At 68.0% G+C, this 24,617-nt stretch carries 27 protein-coding genes; 13 read left to right on the plus strand and 14 right to left on the minus strand.

The genetic code is table 11. From position 1 onward, the window contains the following. The first annotated feature begins 30 nt into the window (after positions 1–30). From ACTWQD_RS06990 to ACTWQD_RS07000, 3 genes are read left to right on the plus strand one after another with little or no spacing between them, the layout of a single operon-like run. The gene (locus tag ACTWQD_RS06990) at positions 31–804 is read left to right on the plus strand and encodes an RNA polymerase sigma factor (protein WP_443195416.1); all 774 of its coding nucleotides are present in this window, start codon (positions 31–33) and stop codon (positions 802–804) included. Continuing rightward, positions 795–1,409 carry an Asp23/Gls24 family envelope stress response protein gene (locus tag ACTWQD_RS06995; protein WP_443195417.1) on the plus strand — a complete coding sequence of 205 codons (615 nt, stop codon included), beginning with the start codon at positions 795–797 and terminating at the stop codon, positions 1,407–1,409. Before ACTWQD_RS06990 ends, ACTWQD_RS06995 begins: the two co-directional genes overlap by 10 nt. Continuing rightward, the gene (locus ACTWQD_RS07000; RefSeq protein WP_443195418.1) at positions 1,402–1,797 is read left to right on the plus strand and encodes an Asp23/Gls24 family envelope stress response protein; all 396 of its coding nucleotides are present in this window, start codon (positions 1,402–1,404) and stop codon (positions 1,795–1,797) included. Before ACTWQD_RS06995 ends, ACTWQD_RS07000 begins: the two co-directional genes overlap by 8 nt. A gap of 284 nt (positions 1,798–2,081) precedes the next feature. Here ACTWQD_RS07000 and ACTWQD_RS07005 read toward each other — a convergent pair whose 3' ends face one another. Continuing rightward, positions 2,082–2,489, minus strand: a complete 408-nt coding sequence (locus ACTWQD_RS07005; protein ID WP_443195419.1) for a VOC family protein — start codon at positions 2,487–2,489, stop codon at positions 2,082–2,084. Positions 2,490–2,631: 142 nt separating this feature from the next. Beyond that, positions 2,632–4,743, minus strand: coding sequence for a phenylacetic acid degradation bifunctional protein PaaZ (gene paaZ / locus ACTWQD_RS07010; protein WP_443195420.1), 2,112 nt, complete (start codon positions 4,741–4,743; stop codon positions 2,632–2,634). Between the two features lie 163 nt (positions 4,744–4,906). On the opposite strand from paaZ, the gene ACTWQD_RS07015 reads away from it, so the two are divergent. Then, the gene (locus tag ACTWQD_RS07015; RefSeq protein WP_443195421.1) at positions 4,907–5,323 is read left to right on the plus strand and encodes a PaaI family thioesterase; all 417 of its coding nucleotides are present in this window, start codon (positions 4,907–4,909) and stop codon (positions 5,321–5,323) included. A gap of 251 nt (positions 5,324–5,574) precedes the next feature. Continuing rightward, a complete protein-coding gene (locus ACTWQD_RS07020) occupies positions 5,575–6,291 on the plus strand; it encodes a DUF4397 domain-containing protein (protein WP_443195422.1) in 717 nt (238 codons plus the stop codon). 183 nt (positions 6,292–6,474) lie between these two features. Here the strand turns inward: ACTWQD_RS07020 and ACTWQD_RS07025 are convergent, their stop codons facing one another. Together ACTWQD_RS07025 and ACTWQD_RS07030 are read right to left on the minus strand one after the other, a co-directional pair. Continuing rightward, positions 6,475–8,685: an LPXTG cell wall anchor domain-containing protein gene (locus ACTWQD_RS07025; protein ID WP_443195423.1), complete on the minus strand. Its 2,211-nt coding sequence runs from the start codon at positions 8,683–8,685 to the stop codon at positions 6,475–6,477. Positions 8,686–8,697: 12 nt separating this feature from the next. Continuing rightward, positions 8,698–9,435, minus strand: coding sequence for a tyrosine-protein phosphatase (locus ACTWQD_RS07030; protein ID WP_443195424.1), 738 nt, complete (start codon positions 9,433–9,435; stop codon positions 8,698–8,700). Between the two features lie 255 nt (positions 9,436–9,690). Here ACTWQD_RS07030 and ACTWQD_RS07035 point away from each other — a divergent pair, with 255 nt between their 5' ends. Then, positions 9,691–10,533, plus strand: coding sequence for an SGNH/GDSL hydrolase family protein (locus ACTWQD_RS07035; RefSeq protein ID WP_443195425.1), 843 nt, complete (start codon positions 9,691–9,693; stop codon positions 10,531–10,533). Here the strand turns inward: ACTWQD_RS07035 and ACTWQD_RS07040 are convergent. Continuing rightward, entirely contained in the window at positions 10,518–11,153 is a 636-nt protein-coding gene (locus tag ACTWQD_RS07040) for a GNAT family N-acetyltransferase (protein WP_443195426.1), read from the minus strand. The two genes, ACTWQD_RS07035 and ACTWQD_RS07040, sit on opposite strands and share 16 nt — an antisense overlap. Before the next feature lie 92 nt (positions 11,154–11,245). On the opposite strand from ACTWQD_RS07040, the gene ACTWQD_RS07045 reads away from it, so the two are divergent. After that, a complete protein-coding gene (locus tag ACTWQD_RS07045; RefSeq protein ID WP_443195427.1) occupies positions 11,246–11,686 on the plus strand; it encodes an SRPBCC family protein in 441 nt (146 codons plus the stop codon). Between the two features lie 27 nt (positions 11,687–11,713). Then, positions 11,714–11,947, plus strand: coding sequence for a DUF6480 family protein (locus ACTWQD_RS07050; protein WP_443195429.1), 234 nt, complete (start codon positions 11,714–11,716; stop codon positions 11,945–11,947). Between the two features lie 24 nt (positions 11,948–11,971). Here the strand turns inward: ACTWQD_RS07050 and ACTWQD_RS07055 are convergent, their stop codons facing one another. The 5 genes from ACTWQD_RS07055 to ACTWQD_RS07075 form a co-directional block, all read right to left on the minus strand. Next, positions 11,972–12,889 (minus strand): 3-hydroxyacyl-CoA dehydrogenase family protein, encoded by a 918-nt coding sequence (locus tag ACTWQD_RS07055; protein WP_443195430.1) that lies wholly within the window; start codon positions 12,887–12,889, stop codon positions 11,972–11,974. A 2-nt stretch (positions 12,890–12,891) separates the two neighbouring features. Further along, positions 12,892–13,710: an enoyl-CoA hydratase/isomerase family protein gene (locus tag ACTWQD_RS07060; RefSeq protein WP_443195431.1), complete on the minus strand. Its 819-nt coding sequence runs from the start codon at positions 13,708–13,710 to the stop codon at positions 12,892–12,894. Beyond that, complete coding sequence (locus ACTWQD_RS07065) at positions 13,710–14,936, minus strand: thiolase family protein (protein ID WP_443195432.1); 1,227 nt, start codon at positions 14,934–14,936, stop codon at positions 13,710–13,712. The genes ACTWQD_RS07060 and ACTWQD_RS07065 overlap by 1 nt, the downstream gene beginning before the upstream one ends. Positions 14,937–15,100: 164 nt before the next feature. After that, positions 15,101–15,775: a pentapeptide repeat-containing protein gene (locus ACTWQD_RS07070; RefSeq protein WP_443195433.1), complete on the minus strand. Its 675-nt coding sequence runs from the start codon at positions 15,773–15,775 to the stop codon at positions 15,101–15,103. Next, a complete protein-coding gene (locus tag ACTWQD_RS07075; RefSeq protein WP_443195434.1) occupies positions 15,775–16,233 on the minus strand; it encodes an SRPBCC family protein in 459 nt (152 codons plus the stop codon). The genes ACTWQD_RS07070 and ACTWQD_RS07075 overlap by 1 nt, the downstream gene beginning before the upstream one ends. Positions 16,234–16,366: 133 nt before the next feature. Between ACTWQD_RS07075 and ACTWQD_RS07080 the strand changes: the two genes are divergently transcribed. Continuing rightward, a complete protein-coding gene (locus tag ACTWQD_RS07080) occupies positions 16,367–16,543 on the plus strand; it encodes a CsbD family protein (RefSeq protein ID WP_443195435.1) in 177 nt (58 codons plus the stop codon). Between the two features lie 277 nt (positions 16,544–16,820). Here ACTWQD_RS07080 and ACTWQD_RS07085 read toward each other — a convergent pair whose 3' ends face one another. From ACTWQD_RS07085 to ACTWQD_RS07100, 4 genes are all read right to left on the minus strand, one after another. After that, a complete protein-coding gene (locus ACTWQD_RS07085) occupies positions 16,821–18,281 on the minus strand; it encodes an amino acid permease (RefSeq protein WP_443195436.1) in 1,461 nt (486 codons plus the stop codon). A gap of 176 nt (positions 18,282–18,457) precedes the next feature. Next, on the minus strand, positions 18,458–19,333 hold the full coding sequence (locus ACTWQD_RS07090; RefSeq protein ID WP_443195437.1) for a metal ABC transporter permease: 876 nt from the start codon (positions 19,331–19,333) through the stop codon (positions 18,458–18,460). A 3-nt stretch (positions 19,334–19,336) separates the two neighbouring features. Continuing rightward, entirely contained in the window at positions 19,337–20,170 is an 834-nt protein-coding gene (locus ACTWQD_RS07095) for a metal ABC transporter ATP-binding protein (protein WP_443195438.1), read from the minus strand. Beyond that, positions 20,167–21,132, minus strand: a complete 966-nt coding sequence (locus tag ACTWQD_RS07100) for a metal ABC transporter substrate-binding protein (RefSeq protein WP_443195439.1) — start codon at positions 21,130–21,132, stop codon at positions 20,167–20,169. Before ACTWQD_RS07100 ends, ACTWQD_RS07095 begins: the two co-directional genes overlap by 4 nt. 54 nt (positions 21,133–21,186) lie before the next feature. Here ACTWQD_RS07100 and ACTWQD_RS07105 point away from each other — a divergent pair, with 54 nt between their 5' ends. From ACTWQD_RS07105 to ACTWQD_RS07120, 4 genes are all read left to right on the plus strand, one after another. Then, a complete protein-coding gene (locus tag ACTWQD_RS07105; RefSeq protein WP_443195440.1) occupies positions 21,187–21,948 on the plus strand; it encodes a lysostaphin resistance A-like protein in 762 nt (253 codons plus the stop codon). A 73-nt stretch (positions 21,949–22,021) separates the two neighbouring features. Further along, positions 22,022–22,462 (plus strand): VOC family protein, encoded by a 441-nt coding sequence (locus tag ACTWQD_RS07110; RefSeq protein WP_443195441.1) that lies wholly within the window; start codon positions 22,022–22,024, stop codon positions 22,460–22,462. A gap of 21 nt (positions 22,463–22,483) precedes the next feature. After that, complete coding sequence (locus ACTWQD_RS07115; protein ID WP_443195442.1) at positions 22,484–23,437, plus strand: 1,4-dihydroxy-2-naphthoyl-CoA synthase; 954 nt, start codon at positions 22,484–22,486, stop codon at positions 23,435–23,437. A 19-nt stretch (positions 23,438–23,456) separates the two neighbouring features. Then, positions 23,457–24,593 (plus strand): AMP-binding protein, encoded by a 1,137-nt coding sequence (locus tag ACTWQD_RS07120; protein WP_443195540.1) that lies wholly within the window; start codon positions 23,457–23,459, stop codon positions 24,591–24,593. Positions 24,594–24,617: the final 24 nt, after the last annotated feature.

Below are 24,617 nucleotides of genomic sequence, written 5' to 3' on the forward strand. Positions count from 1 at the left end.
GGGTGTCTCTGTCATGGAAAACATCTCCTCGTGGGACTGGTGATCGTACGTACACCGATGAAGACGAAACCCGACCGGAATCGTCACGTGATGGCGCAGTATTTTTTTCTCACCGGGCAGCCCAACCTCGGCATGGTTCCCGTCGGTGCCCGGCTGTGGCATATTGGGGCCAAACACCGGCAAGTCACCGGACTGGATGGACAGCGCATGGGTGATCATGGCCCCGGTTTCGAACCGGACCTGGATGAGGCGAGCATCGTCGCCCGTGCCCAGGACGGCGACCTGGAGGCATTCGAACACCTGGTGCTCACCTATCAGTACAGACTCTTTCGGCTGGCGTATCGGATGCTCAACGATCACGGCGAAGCCGAAGACATCGTGCAGGAGACTCTGACAACGAGCTGGCGCGGTCTTCCCATGCTCGCTGACGTCGATGCATTCGGTGGCTGGATCTACCGGCTGGCGACGAACAAATGCCTGGACCTGCTGCGAAAGCGCTCCGCCCATACCGTGCACTGCATCCAACCGGATGACATGGACACCATTCCCGAAGCCTGCGCCCGCGCAGTGCCGGCCGGTTCGGATCCGGCTCATGCGACTGAATGGTCCGCCGCACAGGATGGTCTGACCGCTGTCCTGAACACGCTTCCCCCGGCACAGCGGGCCTGCTGGTTGCTGCGGGAAATGCACGGACGCAGTTACGCCGAGATTGGTGTCACGCTGAACATCAGCCCGACAACGGTTCGCGGCACACTTGCCCGGGCACGGCACCAGATAGCAGAAGGGATGAGCGAATGGCGCTAGATGACATCCCCCGGCTCGGCTGCGGCCGAAGCATCGACCGCATCTGGGCCACCATCGACCGGCCACCCACCGCGCACGAAGAGCATTGTGACCAATGCCAAACTGCCAGAACCCGACTGCGAAGACTCGGCGAAGCAACCCGTTTACTGCGCGAAAGCGACCTTCACGATCCCGCACTGAAACCCCGTCCCGGGATTGAAAACGCCATCATGGATGTGGCTCGCGCTGACGTCCGCCGCGGCAGCAGTATCCGCCTGCGCAGCGCAGGCAGCGGCACCACGGAGATCAGCGAACGGGCCCTGAGCTCCCTCATCCGGGTCGCGGCCGCAGCGATCCCCGGCGTCCACCCACGACGCTGCCGGATCGAAATACGCTCGGCTACTGCCAGTCTCACCGGTGAAGACCACCCCTCCGGAACCAACGGCACCGCCACCGTTGCCCGTCCCCGCCTCATCGTCAATCTTTGGGTGGCCGCCGCCCGGGGCATCATCATCCCTCGAACAATGGAGGCGTTGCGACAAGAGATCAGCAACGCGCTTCCGTCAGGCGTCGGTATTGGCGCCGGAACCGTCAACATCACTGTTGAGGACCTTTACGATGCCTGACCAACCCCTCAAGGGCGCCCTCATCACCAGCCGGCTCATCGCCTCCATCGCCACACGCACCACACTGGAAACACCCGGAGTCCTCAGACTTGAACCAGCGCTCCAAGGCCTTCTGGCGCGGCTGGGTCCCGCCACCCTGCAAAACCTCCGCCATTCCGGCAGCCAGGACGGCACGTACCGGCGAACCGGCGTCACGGCGACAATCAGCGACGGCACCGCACGCGTCCACCTCTATATCGCCACCGACATCGCCTACACCGCCCTCGACGTCGCCGAAACGGTTCGGCGACGCGTGCGTGAGAGCATCAGCCACACCGGACTCACCCCTGGCACGATCGACGTCACCATCGTCGCCATAGAACTCCACCGCGGAGCAACAATGCTGTAGCCCGGGTGCAACCAGCCGCTCCACCGCCCGGTCGCGCAGCTTGCGCAAATCAACGTGTACGTGACAGACGGCGGCTCACTGATGGGGACGCCGGTGCCCGGGCGCAGATCCCGCCCGGCCGACGGTGGCGGCGATCCGGGGGCACTTTGAGGGCCCCGGCACGCGTTTCGCCGGCTAATACCGGCGTGTCCGTGTCAATGTGCCCCCGGACCGCCGTCGGTCGCGCCAAAAACACGAAAGGCGCCCCGGAAATCCGGGGCGCCTTTGAACCACTGGGCCAAAGGTCAGAGCTGGTAGTCAGCCACCGACGTCGTGTCCTCGTGGAGGCAGAGGATGTTGTGCTCTGTGTCCATGAACCAGGCGCACTTCTCCGATGCTGTGGTGCAGATGTGGTTCTCGGTCTTCAGATCGGGAAGGTCGTAGTCCTGGAACTGCACACCCTTGGATTCCATCTCCCGGACGGTCCGTTCGATCTCGGAGACCTCGAAGCTCAGTGCCGTGTGCTCGGAGTGCTTCCCGTCCTTGACCGGCATGAGCTGCAGCATGGGGCCGCCCTCGCTGCCGAACATTTCACTTCCGTCGTCTGCCACGCCATGGTGCGGGAGCCCCAGGGTCTCGGCATAGAAACGCCGGGCACGTTCCGCATCATCGACCGGCAGGACTGTTGTGGCTTTGCTGAGTACTAGGGTCATGTCGCCACCTCCTACGCTGTGAATTTTACGCCGGAGCGGGGCGGAAAGAGCCTGCCGATCGACGCGCGGTTGCCCTATCACTTAGAGGGGTCATTTGGGTCTTTTGACCACCACAAGTGATAGGGCAACCTGCAGGGACGGGCTACTTCTCCACGAGGGTGAGGACGTCGTACGTGGCCACGATTTCGTCGTTCTGGTTGGTCAGGACGGCGTCCCAGGCCACCTCGCCGTACTCGTCGGTCTCGCGCGGGGTGATCTTCTTGGCGGTGAGGGTGACCCGGATGGAGTCCCCCGCGGCCACCGGCGTGATGAACCGCAGGCTCTCCAGGCCGTAGTTCGCCAGGACCGGGCCCGGCGCGGGCTCCACGAACAGCCCCGCACCCCAGGCCAGCAGGAGGTAACCGTGCGCCACGATGCCGGGGAAGAACGGGTTGGCCTCGGCGGCCGCCTGGTTGGTGTGGGCGTAGAAGGTGTCGCCCGTGGAGTGGGCGAACTTGGTGATCTCGTCCAGGGTCACTTCGCGCAGCTCGGACCGGATCGCGTCGCCGATGTGCAGGGTGCCGAGGTGCTTCCGGAACGGGTGCTGGCCCTCGGTCTCCAGGGTGAAGTTGCGGTCCGCCCCGGTGTGCCAGACACCCGTGACGGCGGTCAGCATGTTGGGCGAGCCCTGGATGGCGGTGCGCTGCATGTGGTGCAGCACGGAGCGGATGCCGCCGAGTTCCTCGCCGCCGCCGGCGCGGCCGGGGCCGCCGTGGACCAGGTGCGGGACCGGGGAGCCGTGGCCGGTGGAGCTGCGCGCGTCCTCACGGTTGAGCATGTGCACCCGGCCGTGGTGTGCGGCGATGCCGGTGACCAGCTCGCGGGCCACTTCAGGATCGTTGGTGGAGACCGAGGCCACCAGCGAGCCGCCGCCGCGGGCGGCGAGGCGGACGGCGTCGGGCAGGTCCTTGTAGCCGATCACGGACGACACCGGACCGAAGGCCTCCAGCGAATGGACCTCCTCGGCTTCCGGGTCGGCCCAGCTCAGCAGCACCGGGGACATGAACGCGCCGTCGTCGACGACGCCCACCGTCCCGTCGGCGCTGGTGACCTTCGGCGAATCGAGGGTGCCGTACGCGAGTTCGCCGCCGGCGTCGAGCATGGACTGGACGGCGGCACGCACGTCGGCGAGCTGCTCCAGGGAGGCCAGGGCGCCCATGGTGACGCCCTCGGCGCGCGGGTCGCCCACCACAACGCGCTCCCGGACCCGCTCGCCCACGGCGGTGATGACGTCCTGCACCAGCTCCTGCGGCACAATGGCGCGGCGGATGGCGGTGCACTTCTGGCCGGCCTTGGCGGTCATCTCGGTGACGAGGGACTTGATGAAAGCGTCGAATTCCGGGGTGCCCTTGACGGCGTCCGGGCCCAGGATCGAGGCGTTCAGGGAGTCGGTTTCCGAGGTGAAACGGACCCCGCCCTTGACCACGTTGACGTGGGACTTGAGCGTGTTGGCGGTGGACGCGGAGCCGGTGAAGGCCACGAGGTCGCGGTAGTCGAGGTGGTCCAGCAGGGTGCGGACGGAGCCGGAAATCAGCTGCAGCGAGCCCTGGGGCAGGATGCCGGATTCGATGATCGCCTTGACCACGGCGGCAGTGACGTAGCCGGTGGGGGTGGCGGGCTTGACGATGGTGGGAACGCCGGCGATGAAGGCGGGGGCGAACTTCTCCAGCATGCCCCACACCGGGAAGTTGAACGCGTTGATCTGCACGGCGACGCCGGGGATGCGGGTGTAGATGTGCTCGCCGGCGAAGGAGCCGTCCCTGGACAGCACCTCCATGGGCCCGTCCACGATCACCTGGGCGTTGGGGAGCTCGCGGCGGCCCTTGGAGCCGAACGTGAAGAGCACGCCGATGCCGCCGTCGATGTCCACCATCGAGTCGATCTTGGTGGCCCCGGTCTGGGCGGAGAGGGCGTAGAACTCGTCACGGCGGCCGTTGAGGTACTGGGCCAGCTCCTTGAGCTTGAGCGCGCGCTGGTGGAAGGTCAGCTTGCCGAGCTCGTCCTGGCCGGTGGTGCGTCCGTAATCCACGACGGCGGCGAGGTCCAGTCCCTCCGTGCTCACCTTGGCGAGGAGCTCTCCGGTGCTGGCATCGAGGACAGGCGCGGCGCCGGCTGCGGAGCCTGCGTCGGGAGTCCACCAGGAATCCCGGATGAAGCTGGGAACGATCTCTACAGTGTCTACTGTGGGTTCCGGAGCGGTTGCAGTGGTGGTCATCGTTGACGGGTCCTTCCAGCGGGGGCAAGATCAACACGGCCAGCATTACTGACCGTCCGTTCGGTAATATATCTACAGTACATGAATGAGGCCTGCCGCACACTAGTTGCGGCGGCACTGACCGGCCCGGGCCCCTTGGATTTCCGGCCGAAGAGGAGACGTTATGACGCCGGAGCCCCGGAACACCGAGCTGTGGAAGATCACCCTTGGCGAGCTTGACGAGAAAATGGGCGTGAAGATCGTCGAGGAATCCGTCGAGAAGGTGGTCGCCACCATGCCGGTGGAGGGCAACCGGCAGTCCTTCGGGCTGCTGCACGGCGGGGCCTCTTTGGCCGTGGGCGAGGCCGTGGGCTCCTGGGCCGCGGTGATCCACGCCAGCACCCTCGGCAAGACCGCCGTCGGCGTGGACGTCTCCGCCACCCACCACAAGTCCGCCCGCGAGGGGCTGGTCACCATCACGGCGACCCCCATCCACCTCGGCGGCACGGTGACCACGCACGAGGTGGTCATCACCAACGAGGCCGGCCAGCGCCTGTGCACGCTGCGGATCACCAACCTGCTGCTGGACCGCAAGGGCTAAGGGCGGCGGGCGCGACGTCGGCCGGTGCCCCCGACGTCGAGTTCGCCGGAAAGGTGCGGGGTCGACGGAACCTTACGGCGACCCGGCAGGTTTCCGGCGAACCCGCAGGTTTCCGGCGAACTCGGCGGGCGCGGCGCCGCCGAAATCGACCCAAATACCCGGCTGACTGCATCCAAAGCGCACCCCCGGCCGGTATTAACGGTGTCAGCAAGTCACCGCCCGGATCCGGGCAACTCAATGAGGAGTTTGAAATGCGCAAGTCCGTTTATGCCGCCGGTGCCCTGTCCATGGTTGCAGCGCTCGCCTTCGCCGCCCCCGCCCAGGCTGGCGGAAAGCACGACGGCGGCCGTGACCACGGCGACAACGCCTTCCTGTCCGTCCTGCACGGCGTCCCCGGCCTCACCGTTGATGTCTGGGTGGACGGCGAGCTCACGCTGGACGACTTCGAGCCCGGCACCCTCGCCGGCCCGCTGGAGCTCGACGGCGGCAGCTACAAGATCGCCATCACTGCCTCCGACGCCACCAGCGCCGACAACCCGGTGATCGGCCCGGTCAAGGTCCACCTCAAGGAGGGCCGGAACTACACCGCCGTCGCCCATCTGGATGCCGACGGGGATCCGACTGCCACCCTCTTCAAGAACAAGCTCTCGGCCAGCCCCGAGGGCGAGGGCAAGCTGACCGTCCGGCACGTGGCGGCAGCCCCCGCCGTCGACGTCCTGGCCGGCGACACCCCGGTCATCGAGGACCTGAAGAACGGCGAGCAGGAGGTGCTGACCCTGGGAGCCGGGACGGTGTCCGCCTCGGTCGCGGCCGCCGGCACCACCGAGCCCCTGATCGGGCCGGCCGATGTTCCGGTCACCGAGGGCAAGAACACCATCGTGTACGCCTGGGGCAGCCTGGAGGACGGCACCCTTGACGTTGCGGTCCAGGTGGTCGACTCGCGCACCGGTCACGGCCACGGCCACTGAGCCGGACCGCGGCGACCGCGGCCCGTCATGACCACAGGACCGCCGCCTCGGTCCTGACCAGCTGACCGGCAGCGCATCCCCGGGGGGTGCGCTGCCGGTCGCGCGAACGCCCGCCAGTAGCGGCCGCAGACACCGCGCGACGTCGGGTGGCTCGCGTCGGGTGGCTGACGCTGGGTGGCTAACTCAGCTGACCGCCCGACGCCGGGTGGCGGCAACCAGCGCACCGCCCAGCAGGAGCGCACCGCCGGCGAGTCCCGCCGTCGGGAGCAGCGAACCGGCTCCGGTGTCCGGCAACTGGCCCGAGGCTGCCGGAAGCACGGTGACGGGCTCGGCGGGTGGCGCGGCGGCGGGGACTACGGGCGCCACGTCCTCGGCCGGCGGGGTGACCACCGGCTCCTCCGCGCCGGACACCGTGACGTCCAGGGGGGCCGAGCCGGAGCGGCTGTAGCCGTTCACGGTCTCCGCGGTGAAGCTCAGCGGGCCGCTGGCCTCGGGGGCGGGGAAGGACCAGTTGCCGGCGGCATCGACCGGGACGTCCACCGGCGCTTCGCCGTCGACGGTGATGCGGACCGTCGAGTTGGCGGCGACGGCCGATGCAGGGGCGGCGGGCACCCGGCCCGTGATGGGCTGCCCGGGCCGGACGGCCAGGCCCGGCGCCGCAAGCTCGGGCTTGTTGAGGAAGAGCTGCAGCTGGACGTCCGGGAGGTAGCCCAGCGCGTCCGCAAGGGTGGTGGCGATGGCGAAGTTCTCGCCGGACGTCTCGCCCGCCGTGTGGGTGCCCACGGCGAAGTTGCCGCTGATCCACGGCCCGCCGGAGTCCCCGCCGCGCGACTCGACGCTCTTCGAGAGGAAGCCGCGGAAGGCCCGCAGGTCCCCCGGCGCGGTGGTGCGGCCGCCCACCACGTAGATGCCGGTTTCGTCAACCTGCCCGCAGGACCAGCCGGCGGTCCGTCCGGAGCGGCACACTTCCTGGCCCTGGAACGGGGTGACGGCCCCGATAATCTTCACGGCAGTGGCGCCGGGGTCCGTGGCGCTGGCCCAGGTGGATGCCGCCGGCTGGGGATTGATTGCGCCGTCGAGCCTTTCGATGACGGCGATGTCCGTGCCCACGTTGCCGGGGTTGTCCTCGCTGCCCGTGATCCACGAGTTGAGCGGTCCGCCGAACTGGCTGAAACCGAACGTGCCAAACGGGGCGAGTGTGCCGGGCAGCGGTTCCGCGCCGCCGGCAACGGACGACGCCGGGGGCTCAAGACCGATCACCGTGGCAGTGCCGTCCTCGGCACAGTGTCCCGCGGTCAGCACCAGCGGCAGCCCTGCCGCGCTGAAGGCGCTGAACCCTGTCGAGCAGATGGTCCGGAAGGGGGATGCGTCAATGACGTAGCCCTCCCCGCCAAAGACATCGGCTTCGGTGGTGGCCGGGGACGCCTCTTCCAGCTGCACGTTGGCGTAGCGGGACACGAAGTCCGCTGCCGAAATCTTGCCGGGGGCGGCTGTCTGGGCTGGGGTCAGTGCGGACGCGCTTGCCTGGCCGGGGGCCTCTGCGGGCGCTGACGACGCCGGGGTGGCCGCCGGTTCGGGCGCCGACGGTGCTGGTGCGGGGACGGTCGACGCCGGGGCGGCCTGCAGGTCGAGGAGCCGGGACGGGCCCGCTTCAGCCACGTTGGTTCCGCCGGTGCGGACGACATACCGGCCGTTGGAGTAGGCCACAGCCTGCAGCGCCTCCGGCCCCACCTCTCGGACGTAGGCCTGGAACAGCTGCTCCGTGCTGGCGGCCACCAGCTCCGCCTCGGAGGGAACGGCCCCGGCCGGCGCGGGGGCGGCGGAGGGTTCCGCTGTCGGTCCGGCCGCCGGCGCAACCAGCACAAACACCGCCGACGCTTCGGCGCCGTTGAGTTCATCCACGCGCGCCAGTAGCCCTGCGCCGCTGCCTTCGACCAGGATCCTGTTGTCCTGCAGGCGGATTCCCACGTAGCCGGGGAGGTCCCGCAGTGTCGGAAGGGCGTCGGCGGCGGTCCTGGCCAGCTGGCCGGCCGCGTTGAACTCCTCCAGCGTCATGCCCAGGTCGCGCCGGAGAGCCTCCGCGAGTCCGGCGTCGCTGATGTCCGGCGCCGTCAAGGGAGCCGCGGGAACGGCCGCCGACGTCTGGGTGCCCGCCGTCGGGCTGCCCGCCGTCGGAGCGTCCGCCGTCGTCGCCTCGGAAACCGCCGCACCCGGCTCAGCCGGCGCCGTCGGGCTGGGTTCCGCCGGGCTTGCCGTAACCGACGGCGTTGCGGCGCCCGGAACCGCGTCCGCTCCCCCGGCGTCGGCGAGCGCCGGAACCGCGGAGAAGGAACCCGCGAGCGCGAGGGCGGCAGCCGCCGCTGCGCGCACTGTCAGCTGAAATGTGGGACTCATCACCCGGATACTCTAGCGCCCGAGTTTGGCCAGCACCGCCCACAGTTCAGCCTCCGTGACGCCATGGCGGCGGAGGAACTCGCCGGCCTTCACCCCGCGCACAAACCGGAGGAGGCTTGCCTGACGCGTCTCCAGCAGGGGCGCCAGCACCTCCTCGGGCAGGTACCTCTCGTGCGGATGCGGGACCCCGGACACCCTGTGGTGTTCGTTGATGCCCCGCATGGCGCGCTCGTACCCCCGCACAATGGCGGCCTCATCCGTGCCGGCAAGGTCCTGGAGCATGGCGGCGATCATCCCGCTGCGGTCCCGGCCGGCCGAGCAGTGGATCACCACGCCGCCGCGTGCCGCCGCCACGGCTTTGAACACTGCGGCGAGCTTGTCCGGGAAGAGCCGCGCGTTGTCGGGATACGCCGCCGGATCGTTCAGGTAGGGGACGCAGAGCTTGCGGAACTCGGGGTTGGCCGGGTCCTCGGTGGGGGTATGCACGACGTCGAACGCGGCCAGGGTCTCCGCGCTCACCAGCGGGTCGGTGTCCCGGCGGCGGATCTCTTCCGGATTGCGGAGGTCAATGACCGTCCGGATGCCGCCGTCGTACGCCTGCCGCCACCCGTTTTCGGTGAGCCATTCGCGGCGCCCCATCCGGAACACGTCACCGGCGATGTGCCAGGCGTTGACCGCGCCCTCCCAGTCCACGGGCCCGGGCTGGGTCGGGTCCGCGGCGGGGCCGGCAGTGCCGCCTGGAATCGTCATGCTGACAGCTAAGCACACGCCCCCGGCACCGATCCACGGTCAGCTTTCGCGAAAGATTTCCACATAGGGCCTCTTGGCATGGTGCGGGGGCCGAGGCCCCCGCGTAGGGTAGCGGTGAACCCGGTAGCCGCCGGGCTCTTTTCAGCCCACCGGCCGCCGGACGGGCGCCCCGCCAGCGCACTGGAGCGCTTGGAAGGCACGGGGCAGCACGGGACGGCACCGGCGCTGGACCAGCGTGCTACTGAGGGGAACACCATGGGAACTCTGAAACTTCGACGCCGGCACACGGCATTGGCGGCGGGCCTCGCCACCCTGGCCATGGCGGCCGGACTGGCAGCAGTCCCGGCACAGGCCGTGGACAAGACCAAGTACGTGGCGCTCGGCGACTCCTACGCCGCGGGGCAGGGCGCGGGCCCCTACCTGGATGACTGCTACCGGAGCGAGAACACCTATTCCGAACTCGCTGACGAGGCCAAAGCCATCAAGCTGGTGGTGAACGCCGCCTGCAGCGGGAAGACCACCCAAGAGGTCGTGGAAACCCAGCTGCAGCGACTGAACAAGAGCACGGAGCTGGTGACCATCACGGCCGGCGGCAACAACCTTGGCTTCGGGTCCATCGTCACCGCCTGCGGCACCGCCATGGGCGATCCCAGCGCTGCCCCGGCCTGCGCCAAAGCCAGCGCTGACGCGGCGGCCCTGATCACCAGCGGCCAGTTGACCAACGACGTCATCGCCATGATCAACAGCGTGCAGACGGCCGCGCCCAACGCCAAGATCGTAGTGACGGGCTACCCCTACCTCTACGATCCGGTGGCCCCCGGCCAGACGGATCCGATGTCCTTGTTCATTTACCAGGCCACTGATCTGGCTAACGGCCTGAACTGGTCTATCAAGACCGCCGCCGACATGGCCGGTGCGGACTACGTCGACGTCCGCGCCGCCTTCGCAGGCCACGGCATCAACTCGGCCACCGGCGACCCGTGGATCACCCTCGACCTCACCAACCTGGCCAGCCCTGACAACTTCCACCCGAACGCCGAGGGCTACGAGGCGTACTTCGCCGCGCTGAACGCGGAGGGCGCCTACTCGGCTCCCTGAGCCCGCTTGGCCAGCCGGTACTCCAGCCCTGCGCGGACCATGGGCCACTCGTGTTCGAGGATGGAGAACACAACGGTGTCCCGCAGCGCCCCGTCGGCGCTGCGGGTGTGGCTGCGGAGCACACCGTCCTGCTTGGCGCCCAGCCGCGCGATCGCCTCCCGGGACTGGTGGTTGAGCCAGTGCGTCCGGAACTCGACGGCGGGGCAGCCCAGAGTTTCAAAAGCGTGCCGCAGCAGCAGGAGCTTCGAGTCCGGGTTGCTGCCGCTGCCGTGCGCGGACGCCGCGTTCCAGGTGGAGCCGATCTCCACCCGGGGCGTGGCCGCGTCAATGTTCATGTACGTGGTCATGCCGATCACCCGGCCCGGGCCGCCGGTCGCAGGGTCGAGCAGCCGCGTGGTGAAAGGCAGCATGGAACCGCTGTCCTGCAGGGCCAGCCGCCGGTCGATCTCGGCCGCCATCTGCTCCGGCGCGGGCACGCTGGTGTACCAGAGCCGCCACAGTTCACCGTCACGGGACGCCTCAACCAGGCCGTCGTGATGCTCAGGACTCAGCGGCTCGAGGACCACGGATTGGCCGGTCAGGGTGATGGGGGCAATCGCGGGCCTGTCCTGGGAAGTCACAGGACCATCCTAGGCGGGAGGAAATGCGGACAGCTGAACGAATTTCCGTCCCTGTTTCGGTGCCGGAGCGGACGTGCCGGTTAGGCTGGGGCATGATCACAGTTACCGGCACCGTCAATACCGCCCTCGATCCCGCTAGGGCTTTCGACTACCTGTCCGCCTTTGAGCACACGCCGGAGTGGGATCCCGGGACGCCCGTGGTGGACAAGCTCACCGCGGGACCGGTCGCCGTCGGGCACCGCTACCATGCCGAGGCCGAGTTCCGGGGCAAGCGCCAGCCGCTGACCTACGAGGTGATCGAACTGACTGAGCGCCGCATCAAGTTGCGCGGCGAGAACAAGTCGGTCATCTCCGTCGACACCATTGAGGTGTCACCGGCCGGGACGGGCTCCAAGGTGGATTACACAGCCGAGTTCCAGCTCAAGGGATTGCTCAAGCTCGCCGAAGCCTTCGTCCGGCCGGCCTTCAACTCCCTCGCCGGCCCTGCCATGGACGGAATGAAAAAAACACTCGACTCCCAGGCATCGCTCTAGCGCCGCAGTGCAGAACAGGAGCTTACCGTGACAGCCCAAAACCCGGACCCCCTTGAGAACAAGCTCACCGGTCTCGAGCCGGGCGGCGGCGTTCCGCCCGGTGAAACGCCGCCGGCGGAGGGGACCTCGGTGGGGCCGCAAGGGCCGCGGACCCGCGAGGACCGGGGCTTCGTCCAGTACCTCTGGATCGTCATGATCGCCGTGATGGTGCTCTTAGTGTTGCTCTTCTTTGTCGGCTACATCGTTGGGATCCTTGACTAGCCTCTCTGGCCTCACCGTTCGACCTTAGGCGGTCCAGTCGAAGAAGCCCTTGCCGGTCTTGCGTCCCAGTTCGCCGCGGGCCACCTTGTCGCGCAGGATCTGCGGCGGGGCGAACCGCTCCCCCAGGGTGGAGGCGAGGTACTCGGCGATGCCGAGGCGCACGTCCAGTCCCACGATGTCCGTGGTGCGCAACGGCCCGGTGGGGTGCTTGTAGCCCAGCACCATGGCGTTGTCGATGTCCTCGGCGGACGCCACACCCTCCTCCACCATGCGCATCGCCTCGAGGGCGATCGCGACGCCCAGCCGTGAGGACGCGAAGCCGGGGGCGTCATTGACCACGACGGCGGTCTTACCCAGCGCCTCGACCCAGCCGCGGGCGGTCCGGGCCAGCTGCTCCGAGGTGTGCTCGCCGAGGACCACTTCGATCAGGGTGGATGCCGGCACCGGGTTGAAGAAGTGCAGGCCGAGGAAGTTCTGCGGGCGCTGCAGCTCGCGGGCCAGGGCGTTGACCGAGATGGAGGACGTGTTGGAGGCGAGGGCGGCGTCGTCGGCCAGCCGTTCCTCGATGCCCCGCAGGGAGGCGACCTTCAGGTCCCAATCCTCGGGGACGGCCTCGATGACCAGCTGGCGGTCCTTGAAATCGTCGTAGTCCACGGTCACTGTGAGCCGCGAGACCATCTCGTCGAGGTTGCCGTCGATGGCGCCGCGCTCGATGCTCTTGGCCGCCGCCGACTCCACCCGCTCGCGGGCGGCCTCGGCTGCCTGCTCATCGCGTTCGACGACGAGGACGTTGGCACCGTTGATCAGGAAGGCGTGCGCGATGCCGGCGCCCATGCGGCCGCCGCCGAGCACCCCAACGAAGTTGGGAAGGGCACTGTCGGGGAGGACACTGTCGGGGAGGCCGCCGTCGGGCAGGTTCGCGGAAAGTTCGGGGTTGCTCATTTTCAGTTCTTCTTCCGGTCGGAATCCTGCTCGGACGTCTTGGCTGGCTTCTTCTCGGACTTGCGGTCCAGGAAGGCCTGCATGCGGTCGAACTTGGCCTGGGATTCGAATAGGATCCCCTGCGCCAGCTGGTCGATCAGGGGGTGTGCCTCGGCGGGGGCGTGGAACACGGACTTGGTGATGCGGACGGCGAGGGGGTCCTGCCCGCCGATCCTGTCGGCCAGGGCGTGGGCCGCGCCCATCAGTTCGTCCGGCTCATGGATCTCGGTGATGAGGTGGACGGCGAGGGCCCGGTCGGCCCGCAGCACGGCACCGGCCAGCAGGATTTCCTTGGCCACGGGCTCGCCCACCAGTTCCTTGAGGCGCCAGCTGGCCCCGGCGGCGGCGAGGATGCCCAGGCCCGTCTCGGGGTTGCCGATCCGCACCGACGGCGTGCCGATCCGGAAGTCCGCCGCGTAGGCCAGTTCGGCGCCGCCGCCCAGGCAAAAGCCGTCCAGCGCCGCGATGACGGGCATCGGAAGCTTGGCGATCCGGACAAAGATCGTGGAGTTGATGCCTTGCAGGGCATCGTCCCGGCGGCGTTCCCGCAGCTGGCCGATGTCCGCCCCGGAGGCAAAGACACCCTCCGTCCCGGCAATGATCAGCACCTTCGGCATCTGTTCCAGCGCTGCGCAGACGGCATGCAGTTCGTCGACCATCTGCTGGTCGATCGCGTTGCGGACCTCGGGCCGGTTGAGGAGGACCACCAGGCGGTCGTCGCGTTCCTCGATCAGGAGTGTGCGGAAATCCTGCGGGTCCAGGCCCGTCGCGGCGGCCGCCACTACACGCGCTCCAGCAGCATCGCGGTGCCCTGGCCGACGCCGATGCACATGGTGGCGAGGCCGATCCGGGCGTCCTCGCGCTCCATCCGGCCCAGCAGGGTGATCGCGAGCCGAGACCCGGACGAACCCAGCGGGTGCCCCAGACTGATGGCGCCGCCGTCGCGGTTAACGATCTCGGGGTCCAAGCCCAGCCGGCGCATGGTGGCGAGCGACTGGGTGGCGAACGCTTCGTTAAGTTCGACGGCGCCCAGGTCGCCCACGCTGAGACCGGTCCGGGCGAGCACCTTCTGGGTGGCCGGGACAGGGCCGATGCCCATGATCTCGGGTTCGCAGCCGGCGGAGGCGCCGTCGATGATGCGGGCGCGGGGGGTGAGGCCCAGGCGCTCGATCGCGGCTTCTGACGCGACGATGATCGCGGAGGCGCCGTCGTTGAGGGTGGAGGAGTTGCCGGCGGTGACCACCGAACCGCCGGCCACCACCGGGCGGAGGCCTGAGAGCACGTCCATGGTGGTGCCGGCTCGGGGGCCCTCGTCGGTGTCGACGATCGTTTCGCCCTTGCGGGTCTTGACGGTGACCGGGACGATTTCGTCGGCGAAGCGGCCGGCGGCGATCGCGGCGAGGGAGCGTTCGTGGGAACGGACGGCGAAGGCGTCGGCGTCCTCGCGGGTGATCCCGTCCACGCGGGCCACTTCCTCGGCCGTTTCCGGCATGGAGTAGGTCATTTTGCCGCCGCGGGAGAGTTCGCCTTTCTGGAACAGCGGGTTGGCGAAGCGCCAGCCGATGGAGGTGTCGAAGATCTGCCCCGGCTTGGCGAAGGCCGTCTGCGGCTTCTCCTGGACCCAGGGGGCGCGGCTCATCGATTCGACGCCGCCGGCGATCACGATGTCCGCGGCGCCGGACTTGATCATCTGGCTGGCCATGATGATGGCGCTGAGGCCGGAGGCGCAGAGCCGGTTCACGGTGATGCCGGGGATGTGCAGCGGAAGCCCAGCCAGGATGGTGGCCATGCGGGCCACGTTGCGGTTTTCCTCGCCGGCGCCGTTGGCGTTGCCCAGGATGACCTCGTCGATGGCGTCCGGGTCCACTCCGGCGCGGGCCACGGCTTCGCGGACCACCAGGGCGGCAAGATCATCGGGGCGGACGGCGGAGAGTGCCCCGCCGTAGCGGCCCACCGCAGTGCGGGCACCGCCTACGAGAAATGCCTGTGGTCCTGCTGCTGATGCCATGGGTACACCCTTCACGCGATAAACGTCACTGTCATCGAAAACATCGATCGAACTGCCGCCGGCGGCGTCAGCTCCGGTCACCCCGGAGGCCCGCCAATTTACCGACCGTTCGTTCTATAAAGATTACACGGCACCGCAAGGGGGTCAATGACGGCCCCTCAGGGTTACGCGACGACGACGCCGAGGTGGCTCGCCATGAGCGGAGCCAGCTGGCCGAGCTGGTAGTCGTCAATCACCAGGCCGGCGAGGCTCTCGAGGCCGCTGATGACGCGGAAGTCCGTGCCCCGGATGTCGAAGTCCTTGAGCCGGGCGCCGGCAACATCGAGGGTGCCGACGGTGCAGTTTTTCAGCGCCACCCGGGTGGCCGCGCAGGAGCCCAGGTCCAGCTCGTTGATGATGCAGTCGCTGATCTGGACGTCCGTGAGCTTGGACCCGCGCAGATTCACGTAGTCCAGCTTGCCGCCGTCGATCCTTACGGACTGCCAGCCGCTCTCGTAGAGCTCAGCGGAACCCCAGCGGGGGTTGCCGATCTCGACATCGCGCAAGCTGCTCCGCGCCGCCATCAGCACCGGCGCGTACATTTCGGCCAGAATGCAGTCCCGGAACGAGGCCCCGCGGAGCTGCGCCTCATTGAAGGAGACGCCCTGAAAGTCGCACTCGGCGAAGTCTGTGCCGCCCAGTTCCAGTCCGTCCGCCGACGCGCGGCTGTACCGGACGCCGTCGTACCTCTCCCCCGGCTGGAAGTCCGGGGCCGGGTCGTCCCGGAGCTCGGCCAGCCGGACGGGGGTAAGCCGCGGGGCCGTGACCTTGGGCCCTTTGGAGGCTGCGCCTCGCGCCACTAGAGCGACTCGGCCTTGGCCGCGATTTCAGCCAGGTCCTTGGCCAGGGCCTTGCGGGTGATGCGCATGCCCAGCCCGCCAAAAACTGCCATGGCCAGCTTCTGCATCCGCGAGGGGCTCGCCAGGTCGGCGCCGAACGTCATGGTCAGGTCGGTGCCGCCGTCGCGGTCGGCCAGTGACATGCGCGAGGTGTAGTCTGCGCCGCCCTGCAGGGCCTTGACCGTGGTGCTCCGGGGCGGGTCCGCCTGGGACACCCACATCTCCACCGTTTCTTTCCGGCCCATCATGGTGCGGGTCTCTTTCCAGCGTGTGCCCTCGCCGTAGGGGCCGTCGGTGAGCATCTGGATGGAATCGACGCCGGACAGGGTGGCGGCCGAGCCGGGAATGTCGGAGATGACGGCCCACACTTTGTCTGCCGGGGCGTTGATGTGCTGGGTCAGGCTGATCTTCTGGTCCATGGCATCGAGCCTATCCGGGGTCCGCGACAGATTTCTTCCCTTTGTGCTGAGAGACCCCTTGAAATAGTAAGCATGCTTTGTGTTAGTCTGAACAGACGTTGAATTTCAACCGGAAACGAAAGGTGTTCACACCATGGGTATCGGAGACAAGATTCAGAACGAAGCAGAGCACCTCGGCGGCAAGGCCAAGGAAGCTACTGGCAACGCCACCAACAACGACGAGCTGCGTGCCGAGGGCCAGAAGGACCAGGTAGTCGCAGACGCCAAGAAGGCCGGCGAAAACGTCAAGGACGCTTTCAAGCGCGACTAGTCCTCACGTAAGACGGCGGCGTCGGATATTCCTTTGGGGGATGTCCGACGCCGTTTTCGTGCGCCCGGGAGGGTGGGCGGCGCCGAATCACCACGAATGGCCGCCACCGACAGCCAGACCCCACCCATTCGCCACGCATGGCCGCTAAACCACCCCGGATAGCGGCCATTCCCGGCAAATCGACGCGGCACCACCCCCGGCCCCCGCTTAAACCAACGACGGCGGGCACCCCACCCGGGGGCCCGCCGTCGCACACGTTGAAGCGTGCTGGATGCTGCTAGTTGAAGAGCACGTTCTTCGGTTCGTTGTTCTTCACCTTGTGCCAGCCGAGCCACAGCAGCAGCGCAAAGAACGGGATGGTGGCCAGGGTCCAGAGGCCCAGGTGGAACACGTCGCCGGACTTGCTGGTCATGGTGTCGAAGCCGATCAGCACCGTGATGACCAGCAGTGAGATGAGGCCAGCCCAGCTGGACCAGACGCCACCCGGCGCCGGTAGGGAGGAGACCTTGCCCTTGGTCTTGCGCAGCGCGATCTGGCTGGCGAAGATGGCGCCCCACGTGAAGATCACGCCGATTGATGCGGAGTTCAGCGCGAGGTCGAACGCGTAGGAGCCGCCCAGCCAGATGTTGAGCATGATGCCGACGAGGTAGACCCCGCCGATGGCCAGGATCGCCGCATACGGCACGTGGCTCTTGGACATCCTGGTCAGCCACACCGGAGCATGTCCATTGTTGGCCATGGTCCGGAAGATGCGGCCGATCGAGTACAGGCCCGAGTTGCAGGAGGAGAGCGCTGCGGTGATGACGATCATGTTCATCACGTCGCCCATCCAGGCGAGGCCCATCTGGCCGAACACGGTGACGAACGGCGAGGTGCCGGCCACGTACTGGTCGTAGGGCAGCAGCATCGCCAGGAGCGTCACGGAACCGACGTAGAACACCACGATGCGGAAGACGACGGCGCGGATGGCCTTGGGAACTTCCTTGGCCGGGTTCTGCATTTCGCCGGCGGTGATGCCCACCAGCTCAATGCCGTTGTACGCGAAGATCACGGCGTTGAGGACCAGGATCATCACCAGCGCACCCTTGGGGAACATGCCGCCTTCGGCTGCGAAGAGGTTGTTCACCGAGGCGTTGCCGTCGCCCACCTGGGCGTTGGTGACCACCATGAAGGTGCCCACGACCAGGAAGATCATGATGGCGCCGACCTTGAGCACGGAGGCCCAGAACTCGAATTCACCGAACGCCTTGACGCTCATCAGGTTCACGCCCACCAGCAGCAGCAGGGCCGCGATGGCGGTCAGTTCCACCGGCACGTTGGGGAAGAAGAACTGGAAGTACAGCCCGATCGCGATCAGCTCGGCGATGCCGGTCATGGCCCAGTTGATGAAATACATCCAGCCGGACACATATGCGCCCTTTTTGCCGAACATTTCGCCGGCGTAGCTGACAAAGGAGCCCGAGGTCTGGCGGTACATGATGAGTTCGCCCAGGGCGCGCATCAGCAGGTAGGCGATGACGCCGGCAATGGCGTAGGAGAAGATCAGCGCCGGGCCGGTGGAGGCCAGGCGTCCGCCGGCACCCATAAAGAGGCCGACGCCGATTGCGCCGCCCATCGCGATCATGGTGACCTGGCGGCCGCTCAGGGACTTTTTGTAGCCCTCGGCGCTGAGAGTCGAGTCGACGACGGCGGATTGCGCCGAAGGGCTCTTAAGTTCTGTGGGGGTGGTTGATGGCACAGGTGTTCCTTGTAGGTCGATGTATGGCCGGGAAAGGACCGTGGGTTCAAGTACACAAAATTCGGGCCAAAGCCCCCGGGAGGGGTCAGGACATGTACCGAACCTCACAAGTGTCGAAGCTCGCGCGGCTCATCTATCGTACTAGCATTCAGGACCCCGGCGTGACCGGGGCAACATCAGACAGCGAGCGCGGCCGCCTTTTTGCGGCGCGCTTTCGCCAGCCGGGTGCCGATCAGCCCTTGCCGCGGGCTGAAAAGATAGACGACGGCGAACGCGGCCCCCTGCGTCAGCACCACCATCGCGCCGGAGGCGGTGTCGAGGTAGTAGCTGAGGTAGATGCCGGCGATGGAGCACAGCGCGGAGATGGCCGGGGCGATCACCAGCATGCGGGAGAACCGGTCCGTCAGCAGGTAGGCCGTGGCCCCGGGGATGATGAGCATCGCCACCACCAGCACCACGCCCACGGTCTGCAGCGCCACCACGGAGGTCAGCGCCAGGAGGCCCAGCAGCAGGGCGCCGAGGCGTTTCGGGGACAGCCCGATCGCGTGGGCGTGCGTGGGGTCGAAGGCGTAGAGCGTGAGGTCCCGCCGCTTGAGGATCAGAATGGCGAAGGCCACCACCCCGAGGACCAGGACCTGGATGAGGTCCGGGACGCTGACGCCCAGCAGGTTGCCGAAGATGATGTGGTTGAGGTCCGTCTGGCTCGGCGTGACGGAGATGAGCACCAGGCCCAGGGCGAACAGCGACGTGAACACAATCCCGATCGCGGCGTCCTCCTTCACCCGGCTGGTGCTGCGGACCACCCCGATCAGGGTCACGGCAATCAGCGCGAACACCAGCGCCCCCAGGGCAAAGGGAGCCCCGGCGATGTACGCGAGCACCACCCCGGGCAGCACGGCGTGGGAGACGGCGTCGCCCATCAGCGACCAGCCGATCAGCACCAGCCAGCAGCTCAGCACCGCGCACACAATCGCCGCGAGCGCCGTGGTGGCCAGGGCCCGGACCATAAAGTCGTAGCCCAGCGGTTCAAGGAGGAGGTCCAGGAGATCCATGGCTCAGCCCCTGCCCGGCCGGTTCGCAACCCCGGACACCGGAACTCCGGTTCCGGGAACACCGGCGTGGGGAGTGCCGGCGTCGGGAGTGCCGTCTTCCGGGAGGTCCCGGTTGAGGACGTCGAGTCCGAAGGCCATGGCCAGGTGCTGCGGCTGCAGCACCACCTCGGGCGGGCCGTGCATCAGGACCTTCCGCATCAGGAGCACCGCCTCGTCGCAGAGCTGGGGCAGCGCGTGCAGGTCGTGGGTCGAGACCAGGATGGTGCAGCCGTCGGCGGCGAGTTCCTTCAGCAGGCGCGTGATGGTGGCCTCGGAGCGCTTGTCCACCCCGGCGAAGGGCTCGTCCAGGAGCAGCATGGTGGCGCCCTGGGCGATCCCGCGGGCCACGAACGCGCGCTTCTTCTGCCCGCCGGAGAGCTGGCCGATCTGCCGGCCGGCGAACTCGGAGAGTTCCACCCGGTCCAGGGCGAGGTCGACGGCGGCGCGGTCCGCCTTGGAGGGGCGGCGGGTGAAGCCCTGGTGCCCGTAGCGGCCCATCATCACCACATCACGGACGGACAGCGGGAACTGCCAGTCCACGTCCTCGCTCTGCGGGACGTAGCCGATGCCGCCTTGTCTACGTGCTTTGGCCGGCGACTCGCCGTTGATGAGGACGCGGCCGGCGTCGGGCTTGACCATGCCCATGATCGCCTTGAACAGGGTGGATTTACCGGAGCCGTTCATGCCTACGAGCCCGCAGATCCGGGCGGCCTCGACGGCGAGGGAGGCGCCGTCGAGCGCCAGGACCTCGCCGTAATGGACGGTGACGTTTTCCACCAGGATGGCCGGATTGCTCATGATGCCGCTCCCGTCAGGCCTTCGGTGATGAGTCTGGAATCGTGCCGGATGAGGTCCAGGTACGTGGGGACGGGCCCGTCCGTTTCGGAGAGCGAGTCCACGTACAGCACTCCTCCGAACGCGGCGCCGGTCGCTTCCACCACCTGGCGCATCGGGGCGTCCGAGACCGTTGACTCGCAGAACACTGCGGGCACCTCGTTGGCCTTGACGAACTCGATGGCCCGGGTGATCTGCTGCGGGGTGGCCTGCTGTTCGGCGTTGACGGCCCAGATGTAGACCTCGCGGAGCCCGGCGTCGCGGGCCAGGTAGGAGAACGCGCCCTCGCAGGTCACCAGCGCCCGCTGCGCCTCCGGGACCGCGGCAAGCTTCTGCACCATCTCGTCCTGCACCGCCTGCAGCTGGGCCTTGTAGGCGGCGCCGTTGGCCTCGAAGGCGGCGGCGTTGCCCGGATCCAGCTGCGAGAACGCCTTCACCATGTTGTCCACGTAGATCTGCACGTTGGCCGGCGACATCCACGCGTGCGGGTTCGGCTTGCCCTGGTAGGAATCCTCGCTGATGGACATCACGTCGACGCCGTCGCTCACCACGGAGTGGGGGACGTCCAGGCCCTCGACGAACTGGGCAAACCACGCCTCCAGGTTCAGGCCGTTGTCCAGGATGAGGTCCGCTTTGGACGCTTTGCGGATGTCCCCCGGCGTGGGCTCGTAGCCGTGGATTTCGGCTCCGGCCTTGGTGATGGACTCGACCTGCAGCTTGTCGCCGGCGACGTTGCGCGCCACGTCAGCCAGCACGGTGAAGGTGGTCAGCACCACGGGCTTCTCGGCCGCAGCCCCCTGGCCCGGGGCAGCGCCTCCGCATGCGGCCAGGGTCAGGGCAAGAACAAGTCCGACGGCGGTTCCGGCAGTGCGGCGGCCCGCGGTTCGGGTGACGTCTTTGGCCCACCGAAACGAAAATTTAGGCATACCGAATATTATACGTGCCTCCGGCTGTTACTGCCGCGGCGCTAGGCTGGGGGCATGGGCACCGCTCTCCGCACTCCACCCGCTCCGCGGCCGGAACTTTACCGGTTCTCGCGGCTCGATTTCGTCACCGCCGGCCTCTACGTGGCGGTGGCCGCCTTTTTCGCGGTGGCCGGCGGGCTGCTGGTCCCGCTGATGCTCCAGCTCTCGCCAAACCCGGCCGTGGCCTCCTACACCGTGAACCTGCTTTTCTACGGCACCATCGGGATCCTGGCACTGGCCGCTGTCCGGCGCGTCGCCGCCCGCGACCTCAGGGTCCTCGCCACCCGGCCGTGGTTCACCATGCTGATGGTCCCACTGGCCGTGGTGGCCATGATGATCCTGACCGCGGTGTTTGTCTCGCTCACCGGCCAGCCCCAAACCTCCGCCAACCAGGCCGGACTGCAGGCGCTGATGCAGCAGGTCCCGCCCTGGCTGATGGTGCCGCTGCTGGTGATGGTGGGCCCCTTCGTGGAGGAATACATCTTCCGGCATCTGCTGATCGGCAAGCTCAGCCGCCGCGTCAACGTCTGGGTGTGCTGTGCCCTGTCCGTGGTGCTGTTCGCGGCCCTGCACATTGTCGGCCAGGAGGACCTGAGCCTCCCGGTGCTGATGCCCTACCTCGCGATGGGCGCCGTACTGGTGTTCGTATATGTCTGGACCGGCATGAACGTGATGTTCGCGTACTTTGTCCACGCCTCGAAGAACCTGCTGGCCGTCATTTTCATCTACGCCATCCCGCCGGAGCTCATGGAGCAGGTCCAGCAGATGCAGGGCTAGCCGCAGGGTGCGCCGTCGGCGTGCTGAGCCGCACCCCCTACCGCCGCGCGCCCCGACGTCGTAGTTTCTTCCCATGACACTGAACATCCAGATCGCCGTCGACTGCCGGGACCCGCATGAGCTTGCCGACTGGTGGGCCGAAACCCTTGAGTGGGCCGTGGAGCCGCAGGACGAGGACTTCATCCGCTCCATGATCGCGCAGGGGTACGCCACCGAGGCGGAGACCAAGATGCACCAGGGCAGGCTCGTGTGGGGTGCCGGCGCGGCCATCCGCCCGCCGGAGGAACTCGACGCCAAGCCGCCCACCCGCCGCATCCTGTTCCAGACTGCCCCCGAGGAAAAGACCACCAAGAACCGGATCCACTGGGACGTCAACCTGGCCGGCGCGGACAAGGACGCGGCACGCGCCGCCCTCGAAGCGCGCGGCGCCACCTTCCTCTGGACCGCCAGCCAGGGGCCGCATTCCTGGCACACCATGGCGGACCCGGAAGGCAACGAGTTCTGCATCAGCTGAGCCGATTACTAGACTCGGACTGTGAGCAACCAAATCCCCGCCAAGGTATCCGACGTCTTTGACCCCACCCGCTGGCGCACTGTGTCCGGCTTTGACGACTTCCAGGACATGACGTACCACCGGCAGGTGGAGCGGTCCGCCGACGGCACAGTGGTGCGGGACCTGCCCACGGTCCGCATCGCCTTCAACCGGCCCGAGGTGCGCAACGCCTTCCGCCCGGGCACCGTGGACGAGCTCTACCGCGCCATGGACCACGCCCGGATGACACCGGACGTCGCCACCGTGCTGCTCACCGGCAACGGCCCCTCCGCCAAGGACGGCGGCCACTCCTTCTGTTCGGGTGGGGATCAGAGGATCCGGGGCAGGGACGGGTACCGGTATGCGGACGGCGAGACGCAGGAGACCATCGACCCTGCCCGCGCCGGCCGGCTGCACATCCTGGAAGTCCAGCGGCTCATGCGCACCATGCCCAAGGTGGTGATCGCCGTTGTCAACGGCTGGGCCGCCGGCGGCGGGCACTCGCTCCACGTCGTCTCCGACCTGACCATCGCCTCCCGCGAGCACGGCAAGTTCAAGCAGACCGACGCCACCGTGGGAAGTTTCGACGCCGGCTACGGCTCCGCGCTGCTGGCCCGCCAGATCGGGCAGAAGGCCGCGCGGGAGATCTTCTTCCTGGCCCGCGAATATTCCGCCGAGGACATGGTCCGGATGGGCGCAGTCAACGAGGCCGTGGACCACGCCCGGCTCGAGGAGGTGGCCCTGGAGTACGCCGCGGACATCGCCCGGCAGTCGCCGCAGGCCCTCCGGATGCTCAAGTTCGCCTTCAACCTGGCCGACGACGGCCTGGCCGGCCAGCAGGTCTTCGCCGGCGAGGCCACCCGGCTCGCCTACATGACGGACGAGGCGGTGGAAGGCAAGGACGCCTTCCTGGAGAAGCGCGATCCGGACTGGTCCAGGTTCCCGTACTACTTCTAAGGCGACGCACGTGACTGCTGTGAACATCGAGCCTGCCCTCGCGGCGCTGGCGGCTGCCCTCCGCGGCGAGGGTCCCGCCGTCGAACTTTCCGCCGGGGAGGACGGGTCGCCGCGGGTGGACCTGGTGGAGACCGGCGTCGACGACGCTGCCGTCGTGGTGCGGACCTCCGGCTCCACGGGCACGCCCAAGGCGACCGTGCTGACCCTTGACGCGCTGGCGGCCTCCTCGATGGCCACGGCCCTGGCGCTCAAGGGCGAGGGCCAGTGGCTGCTGGCCCTGCCCGTGCAGTACGTGGCCGGCGTCCAGGTGCTGGTCCGCTCGCTCTTCGCCGGCACACGGCCGTGGGCAATGGACATGTCCGGCGGGTTCACCCCGGAGGCGTTCACCGCGGCCGCGCTGGAACTCACCGACAAGGTCCGCTTCACGTCGCTGGTGCCCACCCAACTGCAGCGGCTGCTCGACGCGCCGTCGGCCGAGACGCTGGCTGTCCTGCGGCGCTTCGACGGGATCCTGCTGGGCGGCGGCCCGGCCTCCCCCGCCCTGCTCGCCGCCGCCCGCGACGCCGGCGTCCGCGTGGTGACCACCTACGGCTCCGCCGAGACCTGCGGCGGCTGCGTCTACGACGGCGTGCCGCTCGAAGGCGTCGAGGTGAAGCTCGCCGAGGACGGACGCATCCTGCTGGGCGGCGCCACCATCGCCGCCGGCTACCTCGGGGCCCCGGACCTCACGGCGAAGGCATTCGTGGAGGACGGCGGCGTTCGCTGGTACCGGACCAACGACCTGGGCGAGCTGGACGACGCCGGGACGCTGACCGTTTTGGGCCGGGGGGACGACGTCGTGATCACCGGCGGCGTCAAGGTCTCCGCCGCGCATGTGCAGGCCGAACTGGAACGGCTCGACGGCGTCCGGGCAGCCTTCGTCGCAGGAGTCCCGTCCGCGGAATGGGGCCAGGCCCTGGCCGCGTACGTGGCACTGGCCGACAGCTCCCCGCAGGGCATGGGGGACTTTCTGGCGGGCACCCCTTGGGCTCCGGTGCTGGGTGCCATGGCCCCGAAGACCGTCCTCGCTGCCGGGGACCTGCTGATGCTGCCGAACGGAAAACCGGACCGGCTTTCCATGACGGTTCGGCTCACCGAGCTGCATCAGGGAAAATAGAGACGCCGGGCACCCCCGGAGTTA

The organism is Pseudarthrobacter sp. 1C304, assembly GCF_052245515.1.
Classification (GTDB): domain Bacteria; phylum Actinomycetota; class Actinomycetes; order Actinomycetales; family Micrococcaceae; genus Arthrobacter.

Excerpts from the sequence above, each read along its gene's own strand:
- ACTWQD_RS07035 (WP_443195425.1), top strand. The coding sequence starts at position 9,691 with ATGGGAACTCTGAAACTTCGACGCCGGCACACGGCATTGGCGGCGGGC.
- ACTWQD_RS07105 (WP_443195440.1), top strand. The coding sequence starts at position 21,187 with ATGGGCACCGCTCTCCGCACTCCACCCGCTCCGCGGCCGGAACTTTAC.
- ACTWQD_RS07015 (WP_443195421.1), top strand. The coding sequence starts at position 4,907 with ATGACGCCGGAGCCCCGGAACACCGAGCTGTGGAAGATCACCCTTGGC.
- ACTWQD_RS07090 (WP_443195437.1), bottom strand. The coding sequence starts at position 19,333 with ATGGATCTCCTGGACCTCCTCCTTGAACCGCTGGGCTACGACTTTATG.
- ACTWQD_RS07025 (WP_443195423.1), bottom strand. The coding sequence starts at position 8,685 with ATGAGTCCCACATTTCAGCTGACAGTGCGCGCAGCGGCGGCTGCCGCC.
- ACTWQD_RS07020 (WP_443195422.1), top strand. The coding sequence starts at position 5,575 with ATGCGCAAGTCCGTTTATGCCGCCGGTGCCCTGTCCATGGTTGCAGCG.
- ACTWQD_RS07055 (WP_443195430.1), bottom strand. The coding sequence starts at position 12,889 with ATGAGCAACCCCGAACTTTCCGCGAACCTGCCCGACGGCGGCCTCCCC.
- ACTWQD_RS07045 (WP_443195427.1), top strand. The coding sequence starts at position 11,246 with ATGATCACAGTTACCGGCACCGTCAATACCGCCCTCGATCCCGCTAGG.
- ACTWQD_RS07030 (WP_443195424.1), bottom strand. The coding sequence starts at position 9,435 with ATGACGATTCCAGGCGGCACTGCCGGCCCCGCCGCGGACCCGACCCAG.
- ACTWQD_RS07100 (WP_443195439.1), bottom strand. The coding sequence starts at position 21,132 with ATGCCTAAATTTTCGTTTCGGTGGGCCAAAGACGTCACCCGAACCGCG.
- paaZ (WP_443195420.1), bottom strand. The coding sequence starts at position 4,743 with ATGACCACCACTGCAACCGCTCCGGAACCCACAGTAGACACTGTAGAG.
- ACTWQD_RS07095 (WP_443195438.1), bottom strand. The coding sequence starts at position 20,170 with ATGAGCAATCCGGCCATCCTGGTGGAAAACGTCACCGTCCATTACGGC.
- ACTWQD_RS07080 (WP_443195435.1), top strand. The coding sequence starts at position 16,367 with ATGGGTATCGGAGACAAGATTCAGAACGAAGCAGAGCACCTCGGCGGC.
- ACTWQD_RS07110 (WP_443195441.1), top strand. The coding sequence starts at position 22,022 with ATGACACTGAACATCCAGATCGCCGTCGACTGCCGGGACCCGCATGAG.
- ACTWQD_RS06995 (WP_443195417.1), top strand. The coding sequence starts at position 795 with ATGGCGCTAGATGACATCCCCCGGCTCGGCTGCGGCCGAAGCATCGAC.
- ACTWQD_RS07005 (WP_443195419.1), bottom strand. The coding sequence starts at position 2,489 with ATGACCCTAGTACTCAGCAAAGCCACAACAGTCCTGCCGGTCGATGAT.
- ACTWQD_RS07000 (WP_443195418.1), top strand. The coding sequence starts at position 1,402 with ATGCCTGACCAACCCCTCAAGGGCGCCCTCATCACCAGCCGGCTCATC.
- ACTWQD_RS07065 (WP_443195432.1), bottom strand. The coding sequence starts at position 14,936 with ATGGCATCAGCAGCAGGACCACAGGCATTTCTCGTAGGCGGTGCCCGC.
- ACTWQD_RS07075 (WP_443195434.1), bottom strand. The coding sequence starts at position 16,233 with ATGGACCAGAAGATCAGCCTGACCCAGCACATCAACGCCCCGGCAGAC.